19 protein-coding genes are annotated in these 18,875 nt (G+C 33.5%); 9 read left to right on the plus strand and 10 right to left on the minus strand.

The window, feature by feature from the left end:
• Positions 1 to 11 precede the first annotated feature (11 nt).
• Together ACQH2P_RS06045 and ACQH2P_RS06050 are read left to right on the plus strand one after the other, a co-directional pair.
• Positions 12 to 989: a hypothetical protein gene (locus ACQH2P_RS06045; RefSeq protein WP_425363445.1), complete on the plus strand. Its 978-nt coding sequence runs from the start codon at positions 12 to 14 to the stop codon at positions 987 to 989.
• 230 nt (positions 990 to 1,219) lie between these two features.
• Entirely contained in the window at positions 1,220 to 2,443 is a 1,224-nt protein-coding gene (locus ACQH2P_RS06050) for an IS256 family transposase (protein WP_425362497.1), read from the plus strand.
• A 121-nt stretch (positions 2,444 to 2,564) separates the two neighbouring features.
• Here ACQH2P_RS06050 and ACQH2P_RS06055 read toward each other — a convergent pair whose 3' ends face one another.
• The 4 genes from ACQH2P_RS06055 to ACQH2P_RS06070 form a co-directional block, all read right to left on the minus strand.
• Entirely contained in the window at positions 2,565 to 2,705 is a 141-nt protein-coding gene (locus ACQH2P_RS06055; RefSeq protein ID WP_425363446.1) for a hypothetical protein, read from the minus strand.
• A 1,065-nt stretch (positions 2,706 to 3,770) separates the two neighbouring features.
• Positions 3,771 to 3,950, minus strand: coding sequence for a hypothetical protein (locus ACQH2P_RS06060; protein WP_425363447.1), 180 nt, complete (start codon positions 3,948 to 3,950; stop codon positions 3,771 to 3,773).
• 289 nt (positions 3,951 to 4,239) lie between these two features.
• Positions 4,240 to 4,941, minus strand: coding sequence for a hypothetical protein (locus ACQH2P_RS06065; RefSeq protein WP_425363448.1), 702 nt, complete (start codon positions 4,939 to 4,941; stop codon positions 4,240 to 4,242).
• A 143-nt stretch (positions 4,942 to 5,084) separates the two neighbouring features.
• The gene (locus ACQH2P_RS06070) at positions 5,085 to 5,549 is read right to left on the minus strand and encodes a helix-turn-helix domain-containing protein (RefSeq protein ID WP_425362827.1); all 465 of its coding nucleotides are present in this window, start codon (positions 5,547 to 5,549) and stop codon (positions 5,085 to 5,087) included.
• 251 nt (positions 5,550 to 5,800) lie between these two features.
• Here ACQH2P_RS06070 and ACQH2P_RS06075 point away from each other — a divergent pair, with 251 nt between their 5' ends.
• A complete protein-coding gene (locus ACQH2P_RS06075) occupies positions 5,801 to 7,306 on the plus strand; it encodes an Npt1/Npt2 family nucleotide transporter (RefSeq protein ID WP_425364118.1) in 1,506 nt (501 codons plus the stop codon).
• A gap of 34 nt (positions 7,307 to 7,340) precedes the next feature.
• Positions 7,341 to 8,366, plus strand: a complete 1,026-nt coding sequence (locus ACQH2P_RS06080; protein ID WP_425363449.1) for a hypothetical protein — start codon at positions 7,341 to 7,343, stop codon at positions 8,364 to 8,366.
• A 131-nt stretch (positions 8,367 to 8,497) separates the two neighbouring features.
• Here ACQH2P_RS06080 and ACQH2P_RS06085 read toward each other — a convergent pair whose 3' ends face one another.
• Positions 8,498 to 8,650: a hypothetical protein gene (locus tag ACQH2P_RS06085; RefSeq protein ID WP_425363450.1), complete on the minus strand. Its 153-nt coding sequence runs from the start codon at positions 8,648 to 8,650 to the stop codon at positions 8,498 to 8,500.
• Between the two features lie 97 nt (positions 8,651 to 8,747).
• Between ACQH2P_RS06085 and ACQH2P_RS06090 the strand changes: the two genes are divergently transcribed.
• Positions 8,748 to 8,882: a hypothetical protein gene (locus tag ACQH2P_RS06090; RefSeq protein ID WP_425363451.1), complete on the plus strand. Its 135-nt coding sequence runs from the start codon at positions 8,748 to 8,750 to the stop codon at positions 8,880 to 8,882.
• A gap of 740 nt (positions 8,883 to 9,622) precedes the next feature.
• Here the strand turns inward: ACQH2P_RS06090 and ACQH2P_RS06095 are convergent.
• The 4 genes from ACQH2P_RS06095 to ACQH2P_RS06110 all read right to left on the minus strand — a co-directional run bounded on the left by ACQH2P_RS06095 (position 9,623) and on the right by ACQH2P_RS06110 (position 13,020).
• Positions 9,623 to 10,579: an NAD(P)H-dependent glycerol-3-phosphate dehydrogenase gene (locus ACQH2P_RS06095; RefSeq protein WP_425363452.1), complete on the minus strand. Its 957-nt coding sequence runs from the start codon at positions 10,577 to 10,579 to the stop codon at positions 9,623 to 9,625.
• Entirely contained in the window at positions 10,576 to 11,823 is a 1,248-nt protein-coding gene (gene mtaB / locus ACQH2P_RS06100; RefSeq protein WP_425363453.1) for a tRNA (N(6)-L-threonylcarbamoyladenosine(37)-C(2))-methylthiotransferase MtaB, read from the minus strand. The genes ACQH2P_RS06095 and mtaB overlap by 4 nt, the downstream gene beginning before the upstream one ends.
• Positions 11,816 to 12,625, minus strand: coding sequence for a diaminopimelate epimerase (gene dapF / locus ACQH2P_RS06105; RefSeq protein ID WP_425363454.1), 810 nt, complete (start codon positions 12,623 to 12,625; stop codon positions 11,816 to 11,818). Before dapF ends, mtaB begins: the two co-directional genes overlap by 8 nt.
• A gap of 203 nt (positions 12,626 to 12,828) precedes the next feature.
• A complete protein-coding gene (locus ACQH2P_RS06110; protein ID WP_425363455.1) occupies positions 12,829 to 13,020 on the minus strand; it encodes a hypothetical protein in 192 nt (63 codons plus the stop codon).
• A gap of 59 nt (positions 13,021 to 13,079) precedes the next feature.
• Between ACQH2P_RS06110 and ACQH2P_RS06115 the strand changes: the two genes are divergently transcribed.
• Genes ACQH2P_RS06115 through ACQH2P_RS06130 form a run of 4 tightly spaced genes read left to right on the plus strand, consistent with a single transcriptional unit; the run spans position 13,080 to position 16,965 of the window.
• The gene (locus ACQH2P_RS06115; RefSeq protein ID WP_425363456.1) at positions 13,080 to 14,342 is read left to right on the plus strand and encodes a M16 family metallopeptidase; all 1,263 of its coding nucleotides are present in this window, start codon (positions 13,080 to 13,082) and stop codon (positions 14,340 to 14,342) included.
• On the plus strand, positions 14,339 to 15,040 hold the full coding sequence (locus tag ACQH2P_RS06120) for a uroporphyrinogen-III synthase (RefSeq protein ID WP_425363457.1): 702 nt from the start codon (positions 14,339 to 14,341) through the stop codon (positions 15,038 to 15,040). The genes ACQH2P_RS06115 and ACQH2P_RS06120 overlap by 4 nt, the downstream gene beginning before the upstream one ends.
• Positions 15,021 to 15,875, plus strand: coding sequence for a hypothetical protein (locus ACQH2P_RS06125; protein WP_425363458.1), 855 nt, complete (start codon positions 15,021 to 15,023; stop codon positions 15,873 to 15,875). The genes ACQH2P_RS06120 and ACQH2P_RS06125 overlap by 20 nt, the downstream gene beginning before the upstream one ends.
• Before the next feature lie 37 nt (positions 15,876 to 15,912).
• Positions 15,913 to 16,965, plus strand: a complete 1,053-nt coding sequence (locus ACQH2P_RS06130) for a tetratricopeptide repeat protein (protein ID WP_425363459.1) — start codon at positions 15,913 to 15,915, stop codon at positions 16,963 to 16,965.
• A gap of 514 nt (positions 16,966 to 17,479) precedes the next feature.
• On the opposite strand, the gene ACQH2P_RS06135 is transcribed toward ACQH2P_RS06130, so the two are convergent.
• Positions 17,480 to 18,802, minus strand: coding sequence for an IS5 family transposase (locus tag ACQH2P_RS06135; RefSeq protein ID WP_425362501.1), 1,323 nt, complete (start codon positions 18,800 to 18,802; stop codon positions 17,480 to 17,482).
• Positions 18,803 to 18,875 lie beyond the last annotated feature (73 nt).

Consider the following 18,875-nt stretch of genomic DNA (forward strand, 5'->3'; position numbering starts at 1 on the left):
TTGGTTATAATATGTCTAAGAAAAAATCTAATTCTTTGGGTAATAAAATACAAAATATTAATGAAGAATTTGAAAAAGTATCTGACGATTTAGATAAGGAATTATCTAAATTTGAAAAAGTTGGGGATATATTCAATGATTCATTAGATAGGGTGGCTGGTTCTGTTTCTGATCAGGAAGTAGATAAATTGATAGAGCAAATGCAGTCTGAGGTTAATTTAGATAAGAAAAGTGCGGCATTAGGAAAACAAAAAGATCAAGAAATAGCAGATAGACTTAAGGCTATAAGAGACCCAAGACCTACGGAAGAAGCATTAAAAAATCCTGCCCCAACACCAACTGTCGAAGAGTTAGAGGCTAGACTGAAAAAGTTAAAAGATTCAACACCAACTGTTGAAAAGCCACCAAAGAAAGTTGAGAAGTCAAAAGCCCCTGATGTTAAACAATCTCAGTCAGTAAAATCAACAAAAAAAGTAGTTAATAAAGTAGCTACTCGCCCAAAGGATAATAAATTAGAGGCTAGCTCTCCTGCAACACCATCAGAACCGGTAGTTAGAAAATTGCCCGAATCCGATAAGAGTGATAGAGGTGATTTACCACCATCAGTGACAAAGCCCGAGCAAACATCACCTGAAAAAACAACAAATTGGTTTGCAAAAATTGTAAACGCTATTATAGATGTTATTGTTGATAATATTAAAGGACTTCTTGGTAATTCGCAAATTCAAGATGCCCCTAAGCAGCAGGGTCAACAAATATCATTAGAGAAAATACAAGCAGATGTTAAAAAGCTGAATGAACCGTTAGTAGCACTTAAAAAAAGACAAGAAGTAAGAGACAAAGAATTAATGGTAAAAAAAATAAGGAATAGCCTGCAAAAGGTTAGAACAGGAAAAACACTATCTAGTACTCCAGCAGCAAAATTACCAACAAGGTCACCAACGAAATCACCAATAACTAGGCAAAAATCTAATACAAATAGTAGATAGAACTACTTCCCTGGAATATTACTAGATGTTTACCAATCAAACCAAATACCAGAATATACAAATTCCCAATAAGTCTTAAGAAAGTTCATCGTAATAATTCCAGGTTTACCATCTGCAATTAAGTTATCGTTAAGGTGAGTTACTGGTAATATTTTAGTTGGCTCTGTCCAGAAAAGTGTGTAAATTTCGAGATAGGTTATATATAAAAATATAACAAAAAAGGAAATTACATGAATAAAAAAACAAATGAATCAATAAAGCAAGCAGTAGATTTATTAATAGATAATGATACAGATGTAAGCACAATACTGAAAGAAGGAGGATTATTAAAAGAATTGACCAAACGCTTGATAGAGAAGGCATTGCAGTCAGAATTGAATAATCATCTAGGCTATGATAAATACAGTCGTGTAGATAATGATAATGCTCGTAATGGTATAACTAGCAAAAAACTGATCTCCGAACATGGAGCGGTTGAGATAGAAGTACCAAGAGATAGGCGTAGTACCTTTGAACCAGCAATACTACCGAAAAGACAAAAACGTTTTGATGGTTTTGATGATAAAGTCTTATCATTATATGCTAAAGGTATGAGTGTATCTGATATTAAGGTTCAATTACAAGAGTTGTATAGTGTTGAAATAAGTGAGAGTTTAATCAGTCAGATCACCGATGATGTAATGGATGATGTAAAAGCTTGGCAGAGTAGACCGTTAGAAGAGATATATCCGATAGTATTTTTTGATTGTTTAGTAGTAAAAGTTAGGCAAGACAAAAGGATAATTAACAAGGCAATATATGTTGCATTAGGGATTGATTTATCTGGTAGAAAAGATATATTGGGATTATGGATCAGTGAAAATGAAGGGGCAAAATTTTGGCTTGGTAATTTTACTGAAATGAAAAATAGAGGATTAAAGGATATACTGATTGCCTGTAGTGATAATCTTACTGGTATGTCTGAGGCGATAGAAGCAGTTTATCCAAAAACAGAACATCAATTATGTATTGTACATCAGATTAGAAATAGTTTAAAATACGTATCATATAAAGATAGGAAGCAGGTGGCTAGCGATTTAAAGCCGATATATACTGCAGCAACGGAAGAACAAGCACATTTAGCTTTAGTATATTTTGAAGAAAAATGGAATAAACAATATCCACAAATTGCCAAATCATGGTATAATCATTGGGATAATTTAATGATTTTTCTAGGATATCCAGAGGCAATTAGAAAGGTAATTTATACCACTAATTCAGTTGAATCTGTTAATAGTCAATTGCGTAAAGTAACAAATAATAAGCGTGTTTTCCCTAGTGATAGTGCTGTTTTTAAAAGCTTATATTTGACAATTGACTATATGACCAAAAAATGGACTATGCCTATTCCCAACTGGAATGAAGCTATGGCTCATTTGATGATCAAATTTGAAGATAGGCTTAACAAAATTTAATGACCTATTTTGGAAATTTACACACTTTTCTGGACAGAGCCCTTCTGTTTTGAAGAATCGGTGCCGTAAAGCTTCAGAGCATTCACGTCACAACTGTCGAAAGTTAGAAGGTAGAGTGGGTTTAGAGGTCATCATGGCAATTTAAAAGTTGCGGAAAAATAACTGGTGTCATTGCGATGAGGCGTGAGCCGACGAAGCAATTGTAAGTTGTCATTCTTAGCAACGACGGGAATCTAGATGCCTGCTTTCGCAAGGTTAACACAAAACAGGATTGCTTCGTCGACCTACGGTTCAGGGCAGTTATAGAGTAGACGTAAGCGTCACCACTTACGCCCCTCGTTAGAACCTCATCGTGCGGTTTTCCCGCAATGGGCTCAAGATAAATCCATTCACCTAATTGCTTTGGCTATCCAACACAGTTTAGTTACCGTTAATTATTGAAAGTCTGTGCTTTCATAACGTTTCCCTGTGTTAGTCGAACTTACCCACCAGCCTTCCCTCCATTAGCATTACCTAACTTCCTCAGTACTATGCTGATTCTGACTTCCTATATTTCTTTTCAGCTCCCTTGCTTTTATACTTGTCGGCTAATACTCCTAACTTAAGAGAAAATATAGGATATCCCACGTTTATAAATAGACTTTTATTACATACCATGCTCTTAGACCCCGGAGATCTAACACATACCTGCCTATTTATGGTATGTGTTATGTTGCATTCCTGCCTTTTAACACAGTCTGCGATCCCAAAAGAATTGCTTAACGAGGCTCAATCACTTTAACCTTTCGGCTTACGGTCTATAACATCTCTGTCTACGCTTAACCAATTATATTACTATAATCAGCTCAAGACTCGATACTTAGTGTGTTAGGTCGACACTTCTAAGGCTGCTCTCTCAACAGCTAGACTATTTACACTTCGTGGCACACTAAAAGTCGCAACTAATGATAGAAATACTAAGTTACAGAAACAAGTGGTTGTCATCGCGAGCCACGAAGTGGCGTGGCGATCCAAATAAACAGTTTGCTGTTTTATTTTTACCACTGCAATTTTTGGATTGCCGCGTAGCCGCTTTGCGGCTCCTCGTAATGACGACTACTCACCTAAATAAAACTGGTTTTTTTACTATTAGTTGCAACGTTTAAAGTACACTATCTAAAACCGTTTCCTCTTCTAACTTTCGACAGTTGTGACATTCACGTACTCACGTAGGTTTACTATGCTCCGCTCGCTCACCCATTGTTTTACGTTCCAATTTTCCAAATCATTTGAGTATACTCATGTACCTTTTTTAAGATTTTATTTTGATGGAAATACCCTACATTTCTTATTTTGTAGTGAAAGTGTGATTCGACATAATGTACCAATTTAAGGAAAAAAAACCGATCTCTATAGTGAAACCTATTGAATTAGGTGATACAAACTTTGTGTCATACCTGCGAAAGCAGGTATCTAGATTCCCGCCTACGCGGGAATGACAACTTACAATAGTTATGTTCTTTATCACCTAATCCTATGAGCATAACTATATTTTTACGCTTGCGTTCAGGATTTGCACTTTTGTTCTGTGTAAAAACATTAATAAATATTATTCTGTCAATAACATTCTAAAATGTCCGGGTTTTGTAACAAGGTAATTGTCCGTTTTGTTGTGAATCTTTTTTTTTAAATTCTTAAAAAATATTTTTAAAAATTTAGATGGTTGTGGTTGTGGAATTGTGGAGAACTTTTTGAAAAGTTATCCATAATTCCATAACCAGAAAAGAAAGCTAGCGATTCACAATAACTAACTCACTTTACGCAGCAATACTATTACTATCAGCCTTTTTGCTTAACTCCACAATTACCTTGCCACTTGCATCATATTTTGCTAATCTCCTAGCACCATGGAAAATAGCCAGTTCTCCATTGGTGTATTCATGTATCATTACTCTACATTTTACATAATGATACCTCTGGTCATTACTTGGGATTTGCAAGAGTTTTTTGTTATAGGAAACAGTATTATCTTTTGCTACTACTCTTTCCTCTTGAATCGATAATATGTCTTGTAAATCCCTTCCAGCATAGGGGATAAACGCACTCTCCTTAAGCTCTGGAGTCACACAAAACTGTTCATTATATTCTGGAACAAAAATTTCCTTGAGATAACAATTTGCCTCTCTAATCGTTCTAATACCAGCTACTCTGAATTCTTGTGGCAAACGTTTCTGCAGAGAGCCAAACATCCTCTCTGACCTACCTCTTGCCTCCGGAGAATAGGCATGGATAAGCTGAATACCAAGTTGCTTGCAAGCTCTTCCTACTTGGGTCGGGTTATTCTTATCTACCTTACCACCAGCTATTGGCGTGTAAGCATAATGGCTACCTCTATCCACATACAGAGAACTAAATAACCCTCTAGCTCCTATTACTTCTGTCAGGGCTATAAAACAGCTACCTGCTCCTTCTTCCTCTATTAAAAATGCTGAATATATTTCATTGCTGGCATCGTCCATTGTCACTATAGTGAAACCTATTGAATTAGGTGATGCAAACTTTGTGTCATACCTTGCGTAAGCAGGTATCTAGATTCCCGCCGCAGCTAGGAATGACAACTTACAATTGTTATGTTTTTTATCACCTAATCCTATGGGCATAACTATATCAAATCCGGATGATACCCTAGTCCATAAATCCACTCATGGGTAGAACCATCCTGATGCAGCATCATACCTACCATCGCCTTTCTAGCTCTTTTAAGACGATGGTGAGGCTTCTTGATAGTAAGCTTACTTACTAAGCCACATCCTTGCAGTGATACCCTAACAAAATTGTAACTATGAGTAAATTTATGTTTCTTTACTAACTGTTCATGAAAATGTTTAGATGTAAAATCATAGTATGTTTCTTCGTATAATTTTAGCATTTGCTCTACTTCATCAACTGCTACTTTGTTAGGTGGCATATGGCCTATCCTTCTATCTAACAGCCCAGAAAACCCACCTTCCTCATACCTCACTTTCTTTCGTCTAAAGGTTCTTTCACTGCATCCTAATAAATCTGCTGCAACTTCGTTACTAATTTCTCCTCTATCGTATCTGTCGTATATTTCTTCGAATCGCATTTTTATAACCTCTTGTAATATTTTTGTCCTACTTGGCATAACCTCTCTCTTTTAATTTGAGAGATTCTTATACTCTATTTCCGGACAATTACCTTGTTACCAATTACGGTCATATACCTTGTTATCGACAATTAATAAATATTATTCTTGACTTACAAGACAAAAAGCTTTAATATAAGGGTCTAGCCAAGTAATTAAGTAGGTTAGAGCCTTATATGGCAGTCATTTCTAAAATTTTTTCGTATTTCTCTATAACTCACAATACATCACCCACCTCAAAATTAACAAATAGATTATCAGAGTATGTCTTTCCTATCGAAAGGCATGAATTATCTAAATTTCTAAGTGTAACATTGTTGATGTTTTGTATTTTATTTATACAGAATATTATCAGAGCCTTAAAAGACAGTCTGGTTAATACCATGATTGGTACCGAAACTGTATCATTTCTTAAATTTTGGGGGGTTCTACCTTCGGCATTTCTGCTGTCGATAATCTATATAAAATTAGTAAATAAGATGAAGGGTGAACATATATTCTACCTTATATTGTCAGTTTTTTTGCTATTTTTTGCCTTATTTGCCTTTTATATTTTTCCTAATCATCTAGCATTCCATTTGAATAGTGAGCATGCCGGCATTTTAATAAAATCTTATCCCAATTTAAAATGGTTTATATTACTTTTATCTAATTGGAGTTTTTCCCTATTTTATATTATAGCAGAATTATGGCCAAGCGTGGTATTTGCGTTACTTTTTTGGCAATTTGTTAATAATATAACCTCAGTAGAACAATCGAAAAGATTCTATCCTTTATTTGGACTTTTTGCTCAAACGGGACTTTACATATCAGGTAAGTTTCTAGAAAATTTAGCTTATTTAAATCAATTTTTAATTAAAAAGTTTGACCTACAACATACAGAAACTGAACTTTCAGTGCAAATTATATTAAGCTGTGTACTGGTATTTGGCTTAATAGCATTGGCAACTTTTTGGATGTTGAACCATAAAATATTAGATAAAGCTCAGGTAGAAAAACTACAATTTTCTGTCAAGAAACAATCGCTAACTCTTATAGAAAGTTTTAAAATGGTTATTTCTTCAAGATATATTAGGCTAATTGCTACACTACTTGTTTGTTATGGTATAGCTATAAATTTAGTTGAAGGGCCTTGGAAAGCGTCAGCTTCAAAGATTTATAAAACACCGACGGAATTTGCTGCTTTTGTTGGCAATTATCTAAGTATTACGGGCATATTTACCATTTTATTTGTTATTCTCGGTTCTAATATTGTAAGAAGATTGGGCTGGCTTACAGCAGCAAGTATAACACCAATAATGGTATTTATAACTGGCATGTTATTTTTCTCAGCATCCAACTTTGATGGGTTTGCTGCCATAATAGTGGTTAGCTTTATGCTAACTGATCCTTCTTTGATTGCTATTACAATGGGGCTAGTCAACAATGTGCTAAGTAAATCAAGTAAATATACTTTATTTGATTCTACAAAAGAAATGTCATATGTTCCTCTAGATACCGAACTTAAGACAAAAGGTAAAGCAGCTGCCGACGTAATTGGTACTAAGCTTGGAAAGTCAGCAAGCGCCCTTCTCCAATCTTTAATATTTATTATTTTGCCTTGTGCAACTTATCAATCTATTTCTATATACTTAATGATAGTATTTGGTATAATCTGTATCATATGGATGTGGGTGATTAGAGAATTGAATAAAGAATATACTAGTATAACATCCTGAACTGTTAAACTTTACATAAGAGATGAGGTAATTAATGAAAAAAACAAATACCCCTGAACAACTATCACTTAAAAGTACTAAGGATCAAATTTTATCAGCCTATAATGGGGTGCTAGCCCAATTGGCTGAAAAGCAAATAACTAGCCCCCAAGAACAAAAGCAACGACAAGATGAGCAAGTTGTTATAACAAAAGCTGTTAGCCATTCATCGGATACTATATTAACTGATCTTAGTGCCTTAAAATCTAAGATAATTAAACAAATCGATAATTTATCAGAGCAATTGCTTGGAGAATCACAAAAATTGGTAAATTTACGAGAAGCGATTAGTTTAGAGCAAAAACATTTACAAGAATTATATCAAATTAATGAGACAGCTAATACCTTGTCAGCTTTATTACAAACCCAAACTGAGCAAAAAGAACAGTTTAAATTAGAAATGGAACAAACAAAACAAACTTTTACCCAAGAAATGACAGCTAAGAAATCTCAGTGGCAACAGCAAAGTGAGCAACTGGAGCGAGATTATAAAGAGCAAAAAGAAAAATTTGAAAAGACCAAGAAACGTGAGGAAGAAGAATATATTTATACACTAGAATTAAAACGTCGTAAGGAAATTGATGAATATAATAATAAAAAAGCTATTATGGAAAAAGAATTATCGGATTTTAAAGATAATCTATTAAAACGAGAGGCTGATTTAGTAGAAAAAGAGGATAGTTATCAATCCTTAAAAATACAAGTAGAACAAATTCCAAATGTAATAAAAGAAGCAGTAAATAACGCAGAAGTATCGCTTCACAGTAAGATGTCACAGCAATATGATTTTGACATGCAACTTAAACAGCAAGAATATGAAGGCAAGTTAAAGTTGCAAGCACAAAGTATTAGTTACCTTGAAGATAAAATTACCAAACAAGAGATTTTAATGAAAGAACTAACTGCAAAAGCCGATATGGCAACGCAGCAAGTTCAATCGATCGCTTGCCGTGCTTTAGATACTTCAGCTCAACGCTTCGTAACGTTAAGTACTAGTAACGATAAAGAAAAAGCTAGTTAGCCGTTCAGTCAGAAAGGCTGTAGGTATTAGAGGTAATACATGTTTGCGGTTAAAAATCACATCAAAATCCATAAGATTTCCACCCTATTTTGTCAAAAACCTTATGGATTTACAAAGTTTTTATAACCTAATCACAGTACCAAGCTTGTCACCCCTGCGAAAGCAGGTATAGTGAAACCTATTGAATTAGGTGATACAAACTTTGTGTTAACCTTGCGAAAGCAGGTATCTAGATTCCCGCCTATGCGGGAATGACAACTTACAATCGTTATGTTCTTTATCACCTAATCCTATGGGCATAACTATATTAGATGCGGCGATCTTAAACAACGTTTTGAAGCATTAAAATGTGCTGAATCTGCAGATGTTAATTTGTGGGAAATGCATATAGTGAAACCTATTGAATTAGGTGATACAAACTTTGTGTCATACCTGCGAAAGCAGGTATCTAGATTCCCGCCGCAGCTAGGAATGACAACTTACAATCGTTATGCTCTTTATCACCTAATCCTATGAGCATAACTATATCTGCAGGTCAAGAGCAATTGGATTCAATGCACGAATATAAAAAAAACAGAAGATTTTATCAGCCTTATGGTTCAAGAAATTAGACGTTTTGTAAAGTTGATTTTTTCAAGCTTATTTACGACAACAAAGGAAGCATTCTTAAGCCTATCCTTATGGCGAAGACGACACCACCAAGCCAGAGCAAAAGATTGTCACTTTAAAGATAAAGAAAGAACCCGTGTACTGTATGCATAAAGTTTACGACTGTAGCACTAGTCCCTTATCAAGTGGAATTCGTAGCAAGTTATAGGAGAATATCGTAGTGAGATAGTGCATTAACATCGTAAGATACCCTTGGGAAGATAAGCCTTTAGTTAAAATTAGCAAATATCTAAAATGTAGTATAAAAAAATAATAGAACCCAAAAATTAGAAAATTTGTTAAATAGCTTCTAACTATAAAAAATTTTCCTGCAAATTGTAAAATTATGTGAGCAGTTATGAGAACCAGGGAATTTGTACCAATTGGCATAGAATATAATTGATCAAAAATTATTCCTACTAAAAATATTAGCCAGAAACCAATATGATAAAATGTAGCAAAATAGTAAAGTAAACTAACTTCAAAAGCTGGGAAAATAACAGTTTCTGAGTTAATTCTAAAATTTTCTAGCGGAAAAATTACCAATAACAAACAAAATTCTAATAATATTATTTTACCGAGTATTTGTGATAATTGCCTAAGAAATTTCATACTATTTTCAGTTCTTTGATTACTGACTCAATAACTGGCAATACTAGGTTATATTTTCTTATGAGATCCAGTACCAGTTTAGCAGATTCTCGTCCTTCCACTAAGTATAAATTTTGATTTAAAAAATTTTGAACATCTAAATGCTTACCAAGTTCATAACCAAATCTAGTATTTCGTGATTCTTTAGAATAACAAGTTAGCACCAAATCCCCCAATATACCTGGAGCATATAAAATAGAAGCATCCCCGATCTCTCCATCAATTGCCTCAGATAAAATTCTTATTTCTTGAAGCCCTTGGGTTATAAGCCCGGCTTTTGCGTTTTGTCCATAACCTTTTGCATCATACCAACCACTCTTTATCGCTATAATATTCTTAACAACCGATGCCACTTGCATCACTACCACATAGTCAGTTATGGTAACCTTAAATTGTTGCGATGCTAAACTAATTGCTAGTCGTCTGGCAAGATTAACATCTAAAGAAGCAATGGTTACGGAAGTTAATAAATCTTGAGCAACTTCTTTAGCTAGATTAGGTCCAGCTATAAAAGCTAAAGGATTAGCTGGTAATATGGCTTTTACTTTATCAGATAATAACTCCGTAGGGTCTCTACCAAATCCCTTAGTTGCAACTAATAACACTACACTGTCAGATATCCCAGCATCTTTTAATATCTTCAAAGTTTCCTGGAAAACAAAAGATGGTACCGCAATAATTATTACTTCTTGATCTAAGATATATGGCAAATTATTGCAGGGAACTATATTAGTTGGTAATGTAATATCAGAACCAAGATATTTGCTATTAGTTCTATGATTTAACATTTCATCAATAACATTATTCTCTCGCACCAATATCGGAACTTCCTCATAGCATCTTGCCACCTGACATGCTAGTGCAGTTCCCCAACTACCGCCACCGTATACAGCAATATTTTTAAATTTTTTCATAGCAAAATTTCTGAAATCATATGATTATCCTCTATAGCAACTAACCGAGCTTTAATAATTTGCCCAACTTCAAAATCACCTTGCAACTTTACCGGAATAAAATTTTCTGTATGAGCTATGTTATTTTGTTCTACAAGTAATTCCACTTCATGCCCTATATTCCTTTGGAAGAATTGTTGTAATTGCTGTTCCCCTGTTACCCTTAAAATTTCTGCTCTGGCTTTTCTAACAGATTTTGCTACTTGTGGCATTCTGGCAGCTGGAGTTTCATCACGTTCAGAATAAGGGAAAACATGTAAATATTGTAAATCCGCCTCAGAGATAAGTTTTCTCGTATTCTCAAACATTGTCTCATTCTCCGTCGGAAAACCAGCTATAATATCTGCCCCAAATGATACATTTGCTCTTAAATTACGCAATTTATGACAAAAATCAATAACATTTTGACGATTATGGCGACGTTTCATACGCTTAAGTATCATGTCATCACCAGCTTGCAGGCTAATATGGAAATGCGGCATAATTTGCGGAGCATAAGCCATTAGTTCAAACAAATCATCATCGATCTCAGCTACATCAATGGAAGATAGTCTAAGCCTTTTTAGCTCCGGAACCAACCCTATAATCCTTCTAATCATCTGAGCAAAAGTTGGAGTTCCTGGCAAATCTGGTCCATATGCCGTAACATCAACTCCGGTAAATACTACTTCATTGTAACCATTGGCTACTAATGTTCTTAACTGCTGTACTATCACCCCCATCGGTACTGAACGGCTATTTCCTCTGGCATAAGGTATAATACAGAAGGTACAACGATGATTACAACCATTTTGCACCTGAATAAAGGCACGAGACTTGCCATCAAAACTAGCCACCAGATGATTAGCAGTTTCAGTAACAGACATTATATCATTTACTGCCACTTTTTCATCGGTAAATTGATAATTGCTAGCAATCAATTTTTCCTCATTACCAATTACTTTATCAACCTCAACCATATTAGCAAAAATAGCTGGGTTATTCTGAGCAGCACAACCAGTCACAATAATTCTTACATCAGGATTATTTTTCTTAGCTTTACGAATTGCTTGACGTGATTGTTTTTCAGCTTCCTTAGTGACAGCACAAGTATTAAATACCATAACATTTTCTAGACCAGAAAGAGCTAGGTTAGTTCTAATCACTTCACTTTCATAAATATTTAATCGGCAGCCAAAAGTTACGACTTCTTGTGATTTAGCCATAAAGAAACTCCCCACGTGCCACTAAAGTAGCGGAACCAACCATCATTATATTCTCACCTTGTTTTGACATTTGTAGACTACCTAACTGAAACACCACTTCACAAGGGGAGCTAATAAATCCAAGCTTTACTGCCGAAGCAAAACTTGCACATGCCCCACTACCACAAGCAAGAGTTAAGCCGGCTCCTCTCTCCCAAACCGATAAATAAATTTTATTATCCTTGATTGAAGCAAAATTAACGTTAACCCCATCAGTAAACAACTCTTTTCCTTGTAATTTTTCTCCAATTATTTCTTTATCCTTAGTAGCTAAATCGCTAAAAATAATAAAATGTGGATTGCCAATATCAGCACAAATAACTTCCTTAATGTCAATCACATAACGTTCCATAATTGGCCAAATCTTTTCGGGTGAAGGCATCCAATCTTCCTCGAAACTAACTATTCCAGTATCCACCTCGATCTCGTCGTCACTTAGTATCTTACAAGACAATTCTTTGCCGTATATCCTTAGAGTAATTTCTCTGATACCAGAATCAAGATATATCAGCTTGGTAAGACATCTTGATGCATTACCACATAGTTTGGCACTTGAGCCATTTTGGTTATATACAGTCATTTCATAGTAATTGGTTTTTTGATCATAAATAATAAACTGATCACAACCAATACCAGTACGACGATTGGAGATATTTAGCGATAATTGCTGTAAATCATAATTTTTAGGTAAATCACGCTGATTGATAATCACGAAATCATTACCTAAGCCATGCATTTTAGCAAAATTGATTTTTTTTAACACAAGAACATCTTTAGATTATACAAAAGTCTATTATACTAAATATATAGAAAATACATATATATAAACACATATATATGTATTAAATAAATAGACTTCTTGCATAAGTGCTTATAAATGGTTATATTTTTTGTCTGTATAGCTAAGTCGATTAGTATTATTCCAGATAATGTTTGTCATCTCTGCGAAGGTAGGTATAGTTATGCCTATAGGATTAGGTGATAAAGAACATAACTATTGTAAGTTGTCATTCTTAGCAACGGCGGGAATCTAGATACCTGCTTTCGCAGGTATGACACAAAGTTTGTATCACCTAATTCAATAGGTTTCACTATATCTAAAATAATGCTTAAAAAGTCCTGAAATATTATAGATTCCCGCCTACGCGGGAATGACATATTTTCCGTTGGAACTATAGTATCAGGAACTCTTTAAAACTAATAAATCAAGTAATAAAATGACTTTTAACTCAAGCAAACTTAACAATGGACTAACTGTTGTTACTTACCATATGCCTAATATAAATTCTGTAGCTATTAATCTCATTGTCAATGTAGGTAGCCGCTATGAACAACCTTCAGAAATAGGTATATCCCATTTTCTTGAACATATGGCATTTAAGGGAACAACAACTAGAACTGCTAAGCAAATTGCCGAAGAATTTGACTCGATAGGAGGACAATTTAATGCCTATACCGGTCATGAACAGACTGTTTATTATTCAAAAATATTGAGCGAGAACTGCTATACTGCTCTAGAAATACTGGCAGATATCATACAAAATTCAGTTTTTTCAGAAGAAGAAATAGCCAAAGAATATCAGGTAATTTTACAAGAAATGGCTTGTGTGCAGGATAATCCTGATGAACTTATTCACGAAAAATTTTACAGTAGTGCCTATGAAAATCAAGCACTTGGTCGGTCAATTCTGGGAACTTATGACAGTTTGGCCAAATTTGATAAAGAACATTTTAGCAATTATATTGATAAACATTATAATGCCGGAAATATTTACTTATCAGTGGCAGGAAATATTGAACATCAACAAGTTGTAGAATTTGCCGAGAAATTATTTTGTTCATTAAAAGATAAACCAAATAGTCATTTTGAGAAAGCTAGATATACTGGGGGGCATAGTGTTATTACCAAAGATCTTGAGCAAACTACCTTAGTTCTAGGCTTCGAAAGTGTGTCCTATTTTAACATACAACAATTATATCATACTCAAGCTCTGTCACTAATACTTGGTAACGGTATGTCATCAAGATTATTTCAACAAATCAGAGAAAAGCTTGGACTTGCCTACTCAATTGGTAGCTATAATAGTTCACACTATGATAGTGGGATTTTTGGCATATACGTTTCCACTAGCCATGATAAACTACCATTCCTTGCAGAACAATTAGTCAGTGAAATTAATAATATTTCTGTAGATATCAAAGATTCAGAAATTGATCGGGCTAAAATACAATTAAAAACTAGTATCTATATAGCCCAAGAGGATTCCTCTTATAAATCAGAAGAGATTGGTAAGAATTTTGCTGTTTTCGGTAAATATTTGCCTGTTGAGGAAACTATTGAATATATTATGAATATAACAAGCCGAGATATCATAAATATTGCTAACAAAATATTTATTACCCAACCTACTTTATCTATTATTGGTCCTAACCCACTTGCCATAGATTACCAGAAATTATCTGATGATCTGGCTCTATGAAATCGGTGCTATTAACTAGAAGCTTAGAAGATAATTACGATATTATTAGAGAATTGGAGCGTAATCATGGATGCAACTTTAACTATGTCTGCTGTCCTTTAGTGGAATATCAAGCTTTACCATTAGAGACCACCCTTTTGCATGATTATCCCAATATAATTATCACTAGTAAATTTGCTGCTAAAATCCTGGCTGGACATCAAAATCTTGCAAAGAAGAATATGTGGATAGTCGGCAATTCATCAAAGCTAATTCTAGAGCAAAATAACTTCATAGTACAATATGTTGCTAGCAATATACAAGAGCTGCTGGCAAACATTCCACCAGAAATATCTGACCAAACCATATATTTATCATCAAATGAAATCACCCAAGATTTACCCCAAGCAATTAAAAGACACATTATTTATCAGGTAAAATACGCAACTAAGCTGCAGCAAATAGCGGAAATTGAAAAGGGCATCAATTTTATTCTACTATATTCACAGAACAGCACTAAGACTTTTATTGAATTATTCAGAAAAAATAATTTGCTAAAATTATTAGCCAACAGTTTAGTTATTACTATAAGTGAAAAAGTGGCAAATATTATTAGCTCTTTTACCAAAAATGTGGTTTATTGTGATAATGGACAACCACAGCAAATGCTAGAATTATTAATTTATAATGCCCAAAATAATGCAAAAATCAGAAACTAATATAATAAAAGTTCGTAGAAACAACCCTATTATTTTTACAATTACTTTGGTTGTGTTATTTGCCATATCGGTAACTTATATGACTTTTTTAAATAACAAAAAGACAGATTCTGAATCATCTAATAACACAACTATACAAGAAACAACTACTCCTCCAATAGCCTCGTCTTCAGATACCACCAATTTAGAAGAAAATGCACCCCAGGAAGATAATAGTTTGAATCAAGAAAATTCCCCTGCGAGTACCTCATTGAACCACCAACCAGAACAATCTAAAGACATTCCCAATATTTACAGTAATTATTTACTTAGCGTCAATCTTCTAGTAATGAATTTTCTGCAAGACAAAGATTATACACGGCAAATTCATCAAATTAAAACTATAGAGTTACCTGCAAAAATAAAAAATATTTTGATAGACCTGGACAATTATAATAAAAATTATTTACTCAGTAATAATTTAGGTTTGGTAAATATCTTTCCAAAAACCGATTGCTGGATTAAGCAATTTATTAAGATTGAAAAAAAATCCAGTAGTTTCAAAGATAAAGAACAGATGAAATTAAAAATAATAGGGAATCTAGATTATTTTATTAATTTCTTTTATTCAGAAGAATTACAACAAGAAAATTATAAAGCTACTAACATTACGCCAAATTCACAGATGTCTATTAGCGGGAAGGTCGTGAAGTCCGAACGAAGCAATTCTGTTTTATGTCATCCCTGCGAAAGCAGGGATCTAGATTCCCGCCTACGCGGGAATGACAACTTACAATTGCTTCGTCAGCTTACGCTTCCTCACAATGACGGAAGTATTACTATGGCTAAATGCTAATTGGGTTAGCTATAACAAGAATTCGTAGAGTAAACTGATGATAAGATTATTAATATTTTGTAGCACATTTTTGCTGTTGTATTTTAGTTTTTCCATGTTAAGTCAACTTGACTCAAGGTTAACTTTAAACTTATATGACTATTATATAGAAACAACATTTTTTACTTTCGTTATTTTATATATATTACTTACACTTTCTACTGCTATTTTTTTTAAAATATTATTTTTAATTATTAATTTACCTTCTAATTTAAAAGATATTTTCTTTTCCAAAAGAGCCAGTAACGATAATTACTTACTAATGAAAGCTATGGCAGAATATGTTTCTGGTGAGAAATCAAAATCATTAGTAACCAGCCAAAAAATATCTTATCGTTTAAGCCAAGAAAATAAGGTGTTTCATACTTTACTTTTAGCAGAAGCAGAAACTGAGATGTCAGTAAAAATAAAATATTTTCAGGAATTAGAACAATCTAAACATTATATTCCCTTTGTTACTAAAAGACTCGCACAAATACATTATCAAAATAATATGTATGCAATAGCTGAGAATTATGCTGTTAGATCATTTAACTTAAATGAATCTGATAGTGAAACTTTAGAAATTCTACTTAATTGTTATGCCAAGCTTGCTCTGTGGACAAAATTTGTTTTTGTGATATCTAAACTTAGCAGAACTGATACACAAAAACTAGAGTCTCTTAAAAACAAAATAGCTGATTATTATGTTATAGCTGCCAAAAATATGCTAGAAATTAACGATACAAAAGAGGCAATCTATTATTTAGAATCAGCTATTAAGCTTATAGCTTCCCATATTGAAGCACTAAATCTGTATCTACCTTTAAACTCTTCTAAATGGAATAATAAAAATATTGAGCTATTACAAATCGCCTTTGCAGAAAATCCCTCTTTTAAAATTGTAGAATTATATAAGAAATTTTCTGCTAATGACTCCTTAAAAATTTATGATGATTTAACAAATTCAGTGGATCCTAAACAACATTTGGAATTATTTTTAGCTATAGCTGTTTATTTAGATTTACCTGAAAAGATTAAAAATCTTAAAGATGAGTCCGAGAGTGCATAGTACCTACATATTTTATTCTATCGTAAAAATAGCAAAAAATTATAAGGATATTATGCTACACAAGCGTCATTGCGAGGAGTGTGTAAGCACGACGAAGCAATCCACTTCTGGTCTTTTGGATTGCTTCGCCGCCTAAAGTGGTTCCTCGCAATGACAGTTAGAGATCGGTTTTTTTCTTAAATTGATATATTATGTCGAATTACACTTTCACTACAAAATAAAAAATGTAGGGTACTATGCTGAGAGTGGCAAAGAGAGCACTACGATTTAGCTAAACATTTTCTCTAAAGTTTCTAAAATTAAACATATAGTTTTACTATCTAGTCTCCCCGTCAAAAGTGCAAAAAATTAAAAAATTAGCAGCTTAGCAAAAAATTTTTTGTATAAAATTTTAGAGTTTAATTCTTTTGATGTAAATTTTTAATATAAAAAGATGATTTCTAGAAATTTTTTGCACGATGATTTGTTAACGATTTTGTAATCGTTTGATTAATTTTCTTTTATTGAGTCATTTTTATGTAGAAAAATTTGTTTTGAGAAGGTGATTACCAATACACCGTAAGTTCAATCCTACAGCGGAAATTAACGGATTTATTATATCTCCTATTACTCCTTTTAAGTAATTTCTGCCAACTCTACCATAATGCTTAAGGTGTCCTATTATCGGCTCTATAGCACTTCTTCTCTTGATCATTGCCTTATCATCTGAGGATAGCTTCTTCTTGCAATATGGGCTATACACCTTGTCTTTTTCTTTAAAATTATTCCCCTTATAGCCTAAATCAACAAATGTCCTGGCTATTCCCACTCCTGTTAATTTCTTTACAACCTCTACAGTCTGCGATAATGTATGACCATCATATGGATTGCCATGAAATGATTTGGCCGCTAATACAAAATTACCTCGACCACTTACTGCTATCGAAACCTTGTTACCAAACTCATAGGGTTTGTTTAATTTCCCTTTACCTATGCACTCTACCTCCGGTGCGTGAAAACTATATAATACTTTATTATCCTCCTTATATCGCTCTTTCTCTGCTTTACTCAGTATAGATTGTGCCTGAATCTTTTTAATCTTATTTAGTATTTCTTGCTGCTTTAATGACAAACTTAACTTTGTTTTTGCTATTTCTCGCTGACATATTCTTATTAAACGACCCAGCAATATCTTTAAATGTTGCATTACCTTCTTACGTTTTTTGGCTTTACTATTATCCTTATATTTCCATAATTTTACTATGTCTTTTTTATATTGCTTGGCATATGTCTCATGTAACTTAATGCCTAAAGTATGACATAACTTTACTAGCTCTATTCTTGCCTTATCCATCAAATACACATCATGAGGATACTTAATATTCTTAATTTGTACTGTAGTATCAACGATTATCGATGCTAAGTCTTTTTTTTTAAGCACTCCGACTTTGCAACCAATTCTTGTTAATTCTTTTAATATCTCATTATATCCTTCTTCCCCTAATATAGCACGAAACCTTCGTATACTAGCTTCTGATATCTCAGCATCTTTCTGCAAATATTCCCAACCACAAAAATATTGCCAATATACGTTCTCTCTCAGCTCTTCTTCAGCTGCAGCATCTGACAGGTTATACATCGCTTGCAGCATAGTTACTCCAAGTAATAACCTGTGACATCTGCGATTCCTACCAAATTTCTTGATATTAACATTTGTCAATAACCATTCCTCTAAAACAGTCCAATTTATTAACGATCTTAATTTATATAACTTGTTATTAGGGTTTAATTCTTCGGTCAATTTATAACCAAAAAGCTGTCCTTGTTTTTGGGATTTTATTATATCTTCTATCGGCATAATTCATACAATCCATAAGGTTTCTGCCAATATTATAGCATTTTCTTATGGATTATCTAGATATTTTTACCCG

It is taken from the genome of Candidatus Tisiphia endosymbiont of Hybos culiciformis, from assembly GCF_964030975.1.
GTDB lineage: Bacteria > Pseudomonadota > Alphaproteobacteria > Rickettsiales > Rickettsiaceae > Tisiphia.

What these genes read in the sequence shown, in the direction of transcription:
- mtaB (WP_425363453.1), bottom strand. Translation starts at nt 11,823, where the DNA reads ATGGCTAAATCACAAGAAGTCGTAACTTTTGGCTGCCGATTAAATATT.
- ACQH2P_RS06095 (WP_425363452.1), bottom strand. Translation starts at nt 10,579, where the DNA reads ATGAAAAAATTTAAAAATATTGCTGTATACGGTGGCGGTAGTTGGGGA.
- ACQH2P_RS06065 (WP_425363448.1), bottom strand. Translation starts at nt 4,941, where the DNA reads ATGGACGATGCCAGCAATGAAATATATTCAGCATTTTTAATAGAGGAA.
- ACQH2P_RS06125 (WP_425363458.1), top strand. Translation starts at nt 15,021, where the DNA reads ATGCAAAAATCAGAAACTAATATAATAAAAGTTCGTAGAAACAACCCT.
- ACQH2P_RS06110 (WP_425363455.1), bottom strand. Translation starts at nt 13,020, where the DNA reads ATGTCATTCCCGCGTAGGCGGGAATCTATAATATTTCAGGACTTTTTA.
- ACQH2P_RS06130 (WP_425363459.1), top strand. Translation starts at nt 15,913, where the DNA reads ATGATAAGATTATTAATATTTTGTAGCACATTTTTGCTGTTGTATTTT.
- ACQH2P_RS06070 (WP_425362827.1), bottom strand. Translation starts at nt 5,549, where the DNA reads ATGCGATTCGAAGAAATATACGACAGATACGATAGAGGAGAAATTAGT.
- ACQH2P_RS06135 (WP_425362501.1), bottom strand. Translation starts at nt 18,802, where the DNA reads ATGCCGATAGAAGATATAATAAAATCCCAAAAACAAGGACAGCTTTTT.
- ACQH2P_RS06090 (WP_425363451.1), top strand. Translation starts at nt 8,748, where the DNA reads ATGCATATAGTGAAACCTATTGAATTAGGTGATACAAACTTTGTGTCA.
- ACQH2P_RS06080 (WP_425363449.1), top strand. Translation starts at nt 7,341, where the DNA reads ATGAAAAAAACAAATACCCCTGAACAACTATCACTTAAAAGTACTAAG.
- ACQH2P_RS06045 (WP_425363445.1), top strand. Translation starts at nt 12, where the DNA reads ATGTCTAAGAAAAAATCTAATTCTTTGGGTAATAAAATACAAAATATT.
- ACQH2P_RS06050 (WP_425362497.1), top strand. Translation starts at nt 1,220, where the DNA reads ATGAATAAAAAAACAAATGAATCAATAAAGCAAGCAGTAGATTTATTA.
- ACQH2P_RS06115 (WP_425363456.1), top strand. Translation starts at nt 13,080, where the DNA reads ATGACTTTTAACTCAAGCAAACTTAACAATGGACTAACTGTTGTTACT.
- ACQH2P_RS06120 (WP_425363457.1), top strand. Translation starts at nt 14,339, where the DNA reads ATGAAATCGGTGCTATTAACTAGAAGCTTAGAAGATAATTACGATATT.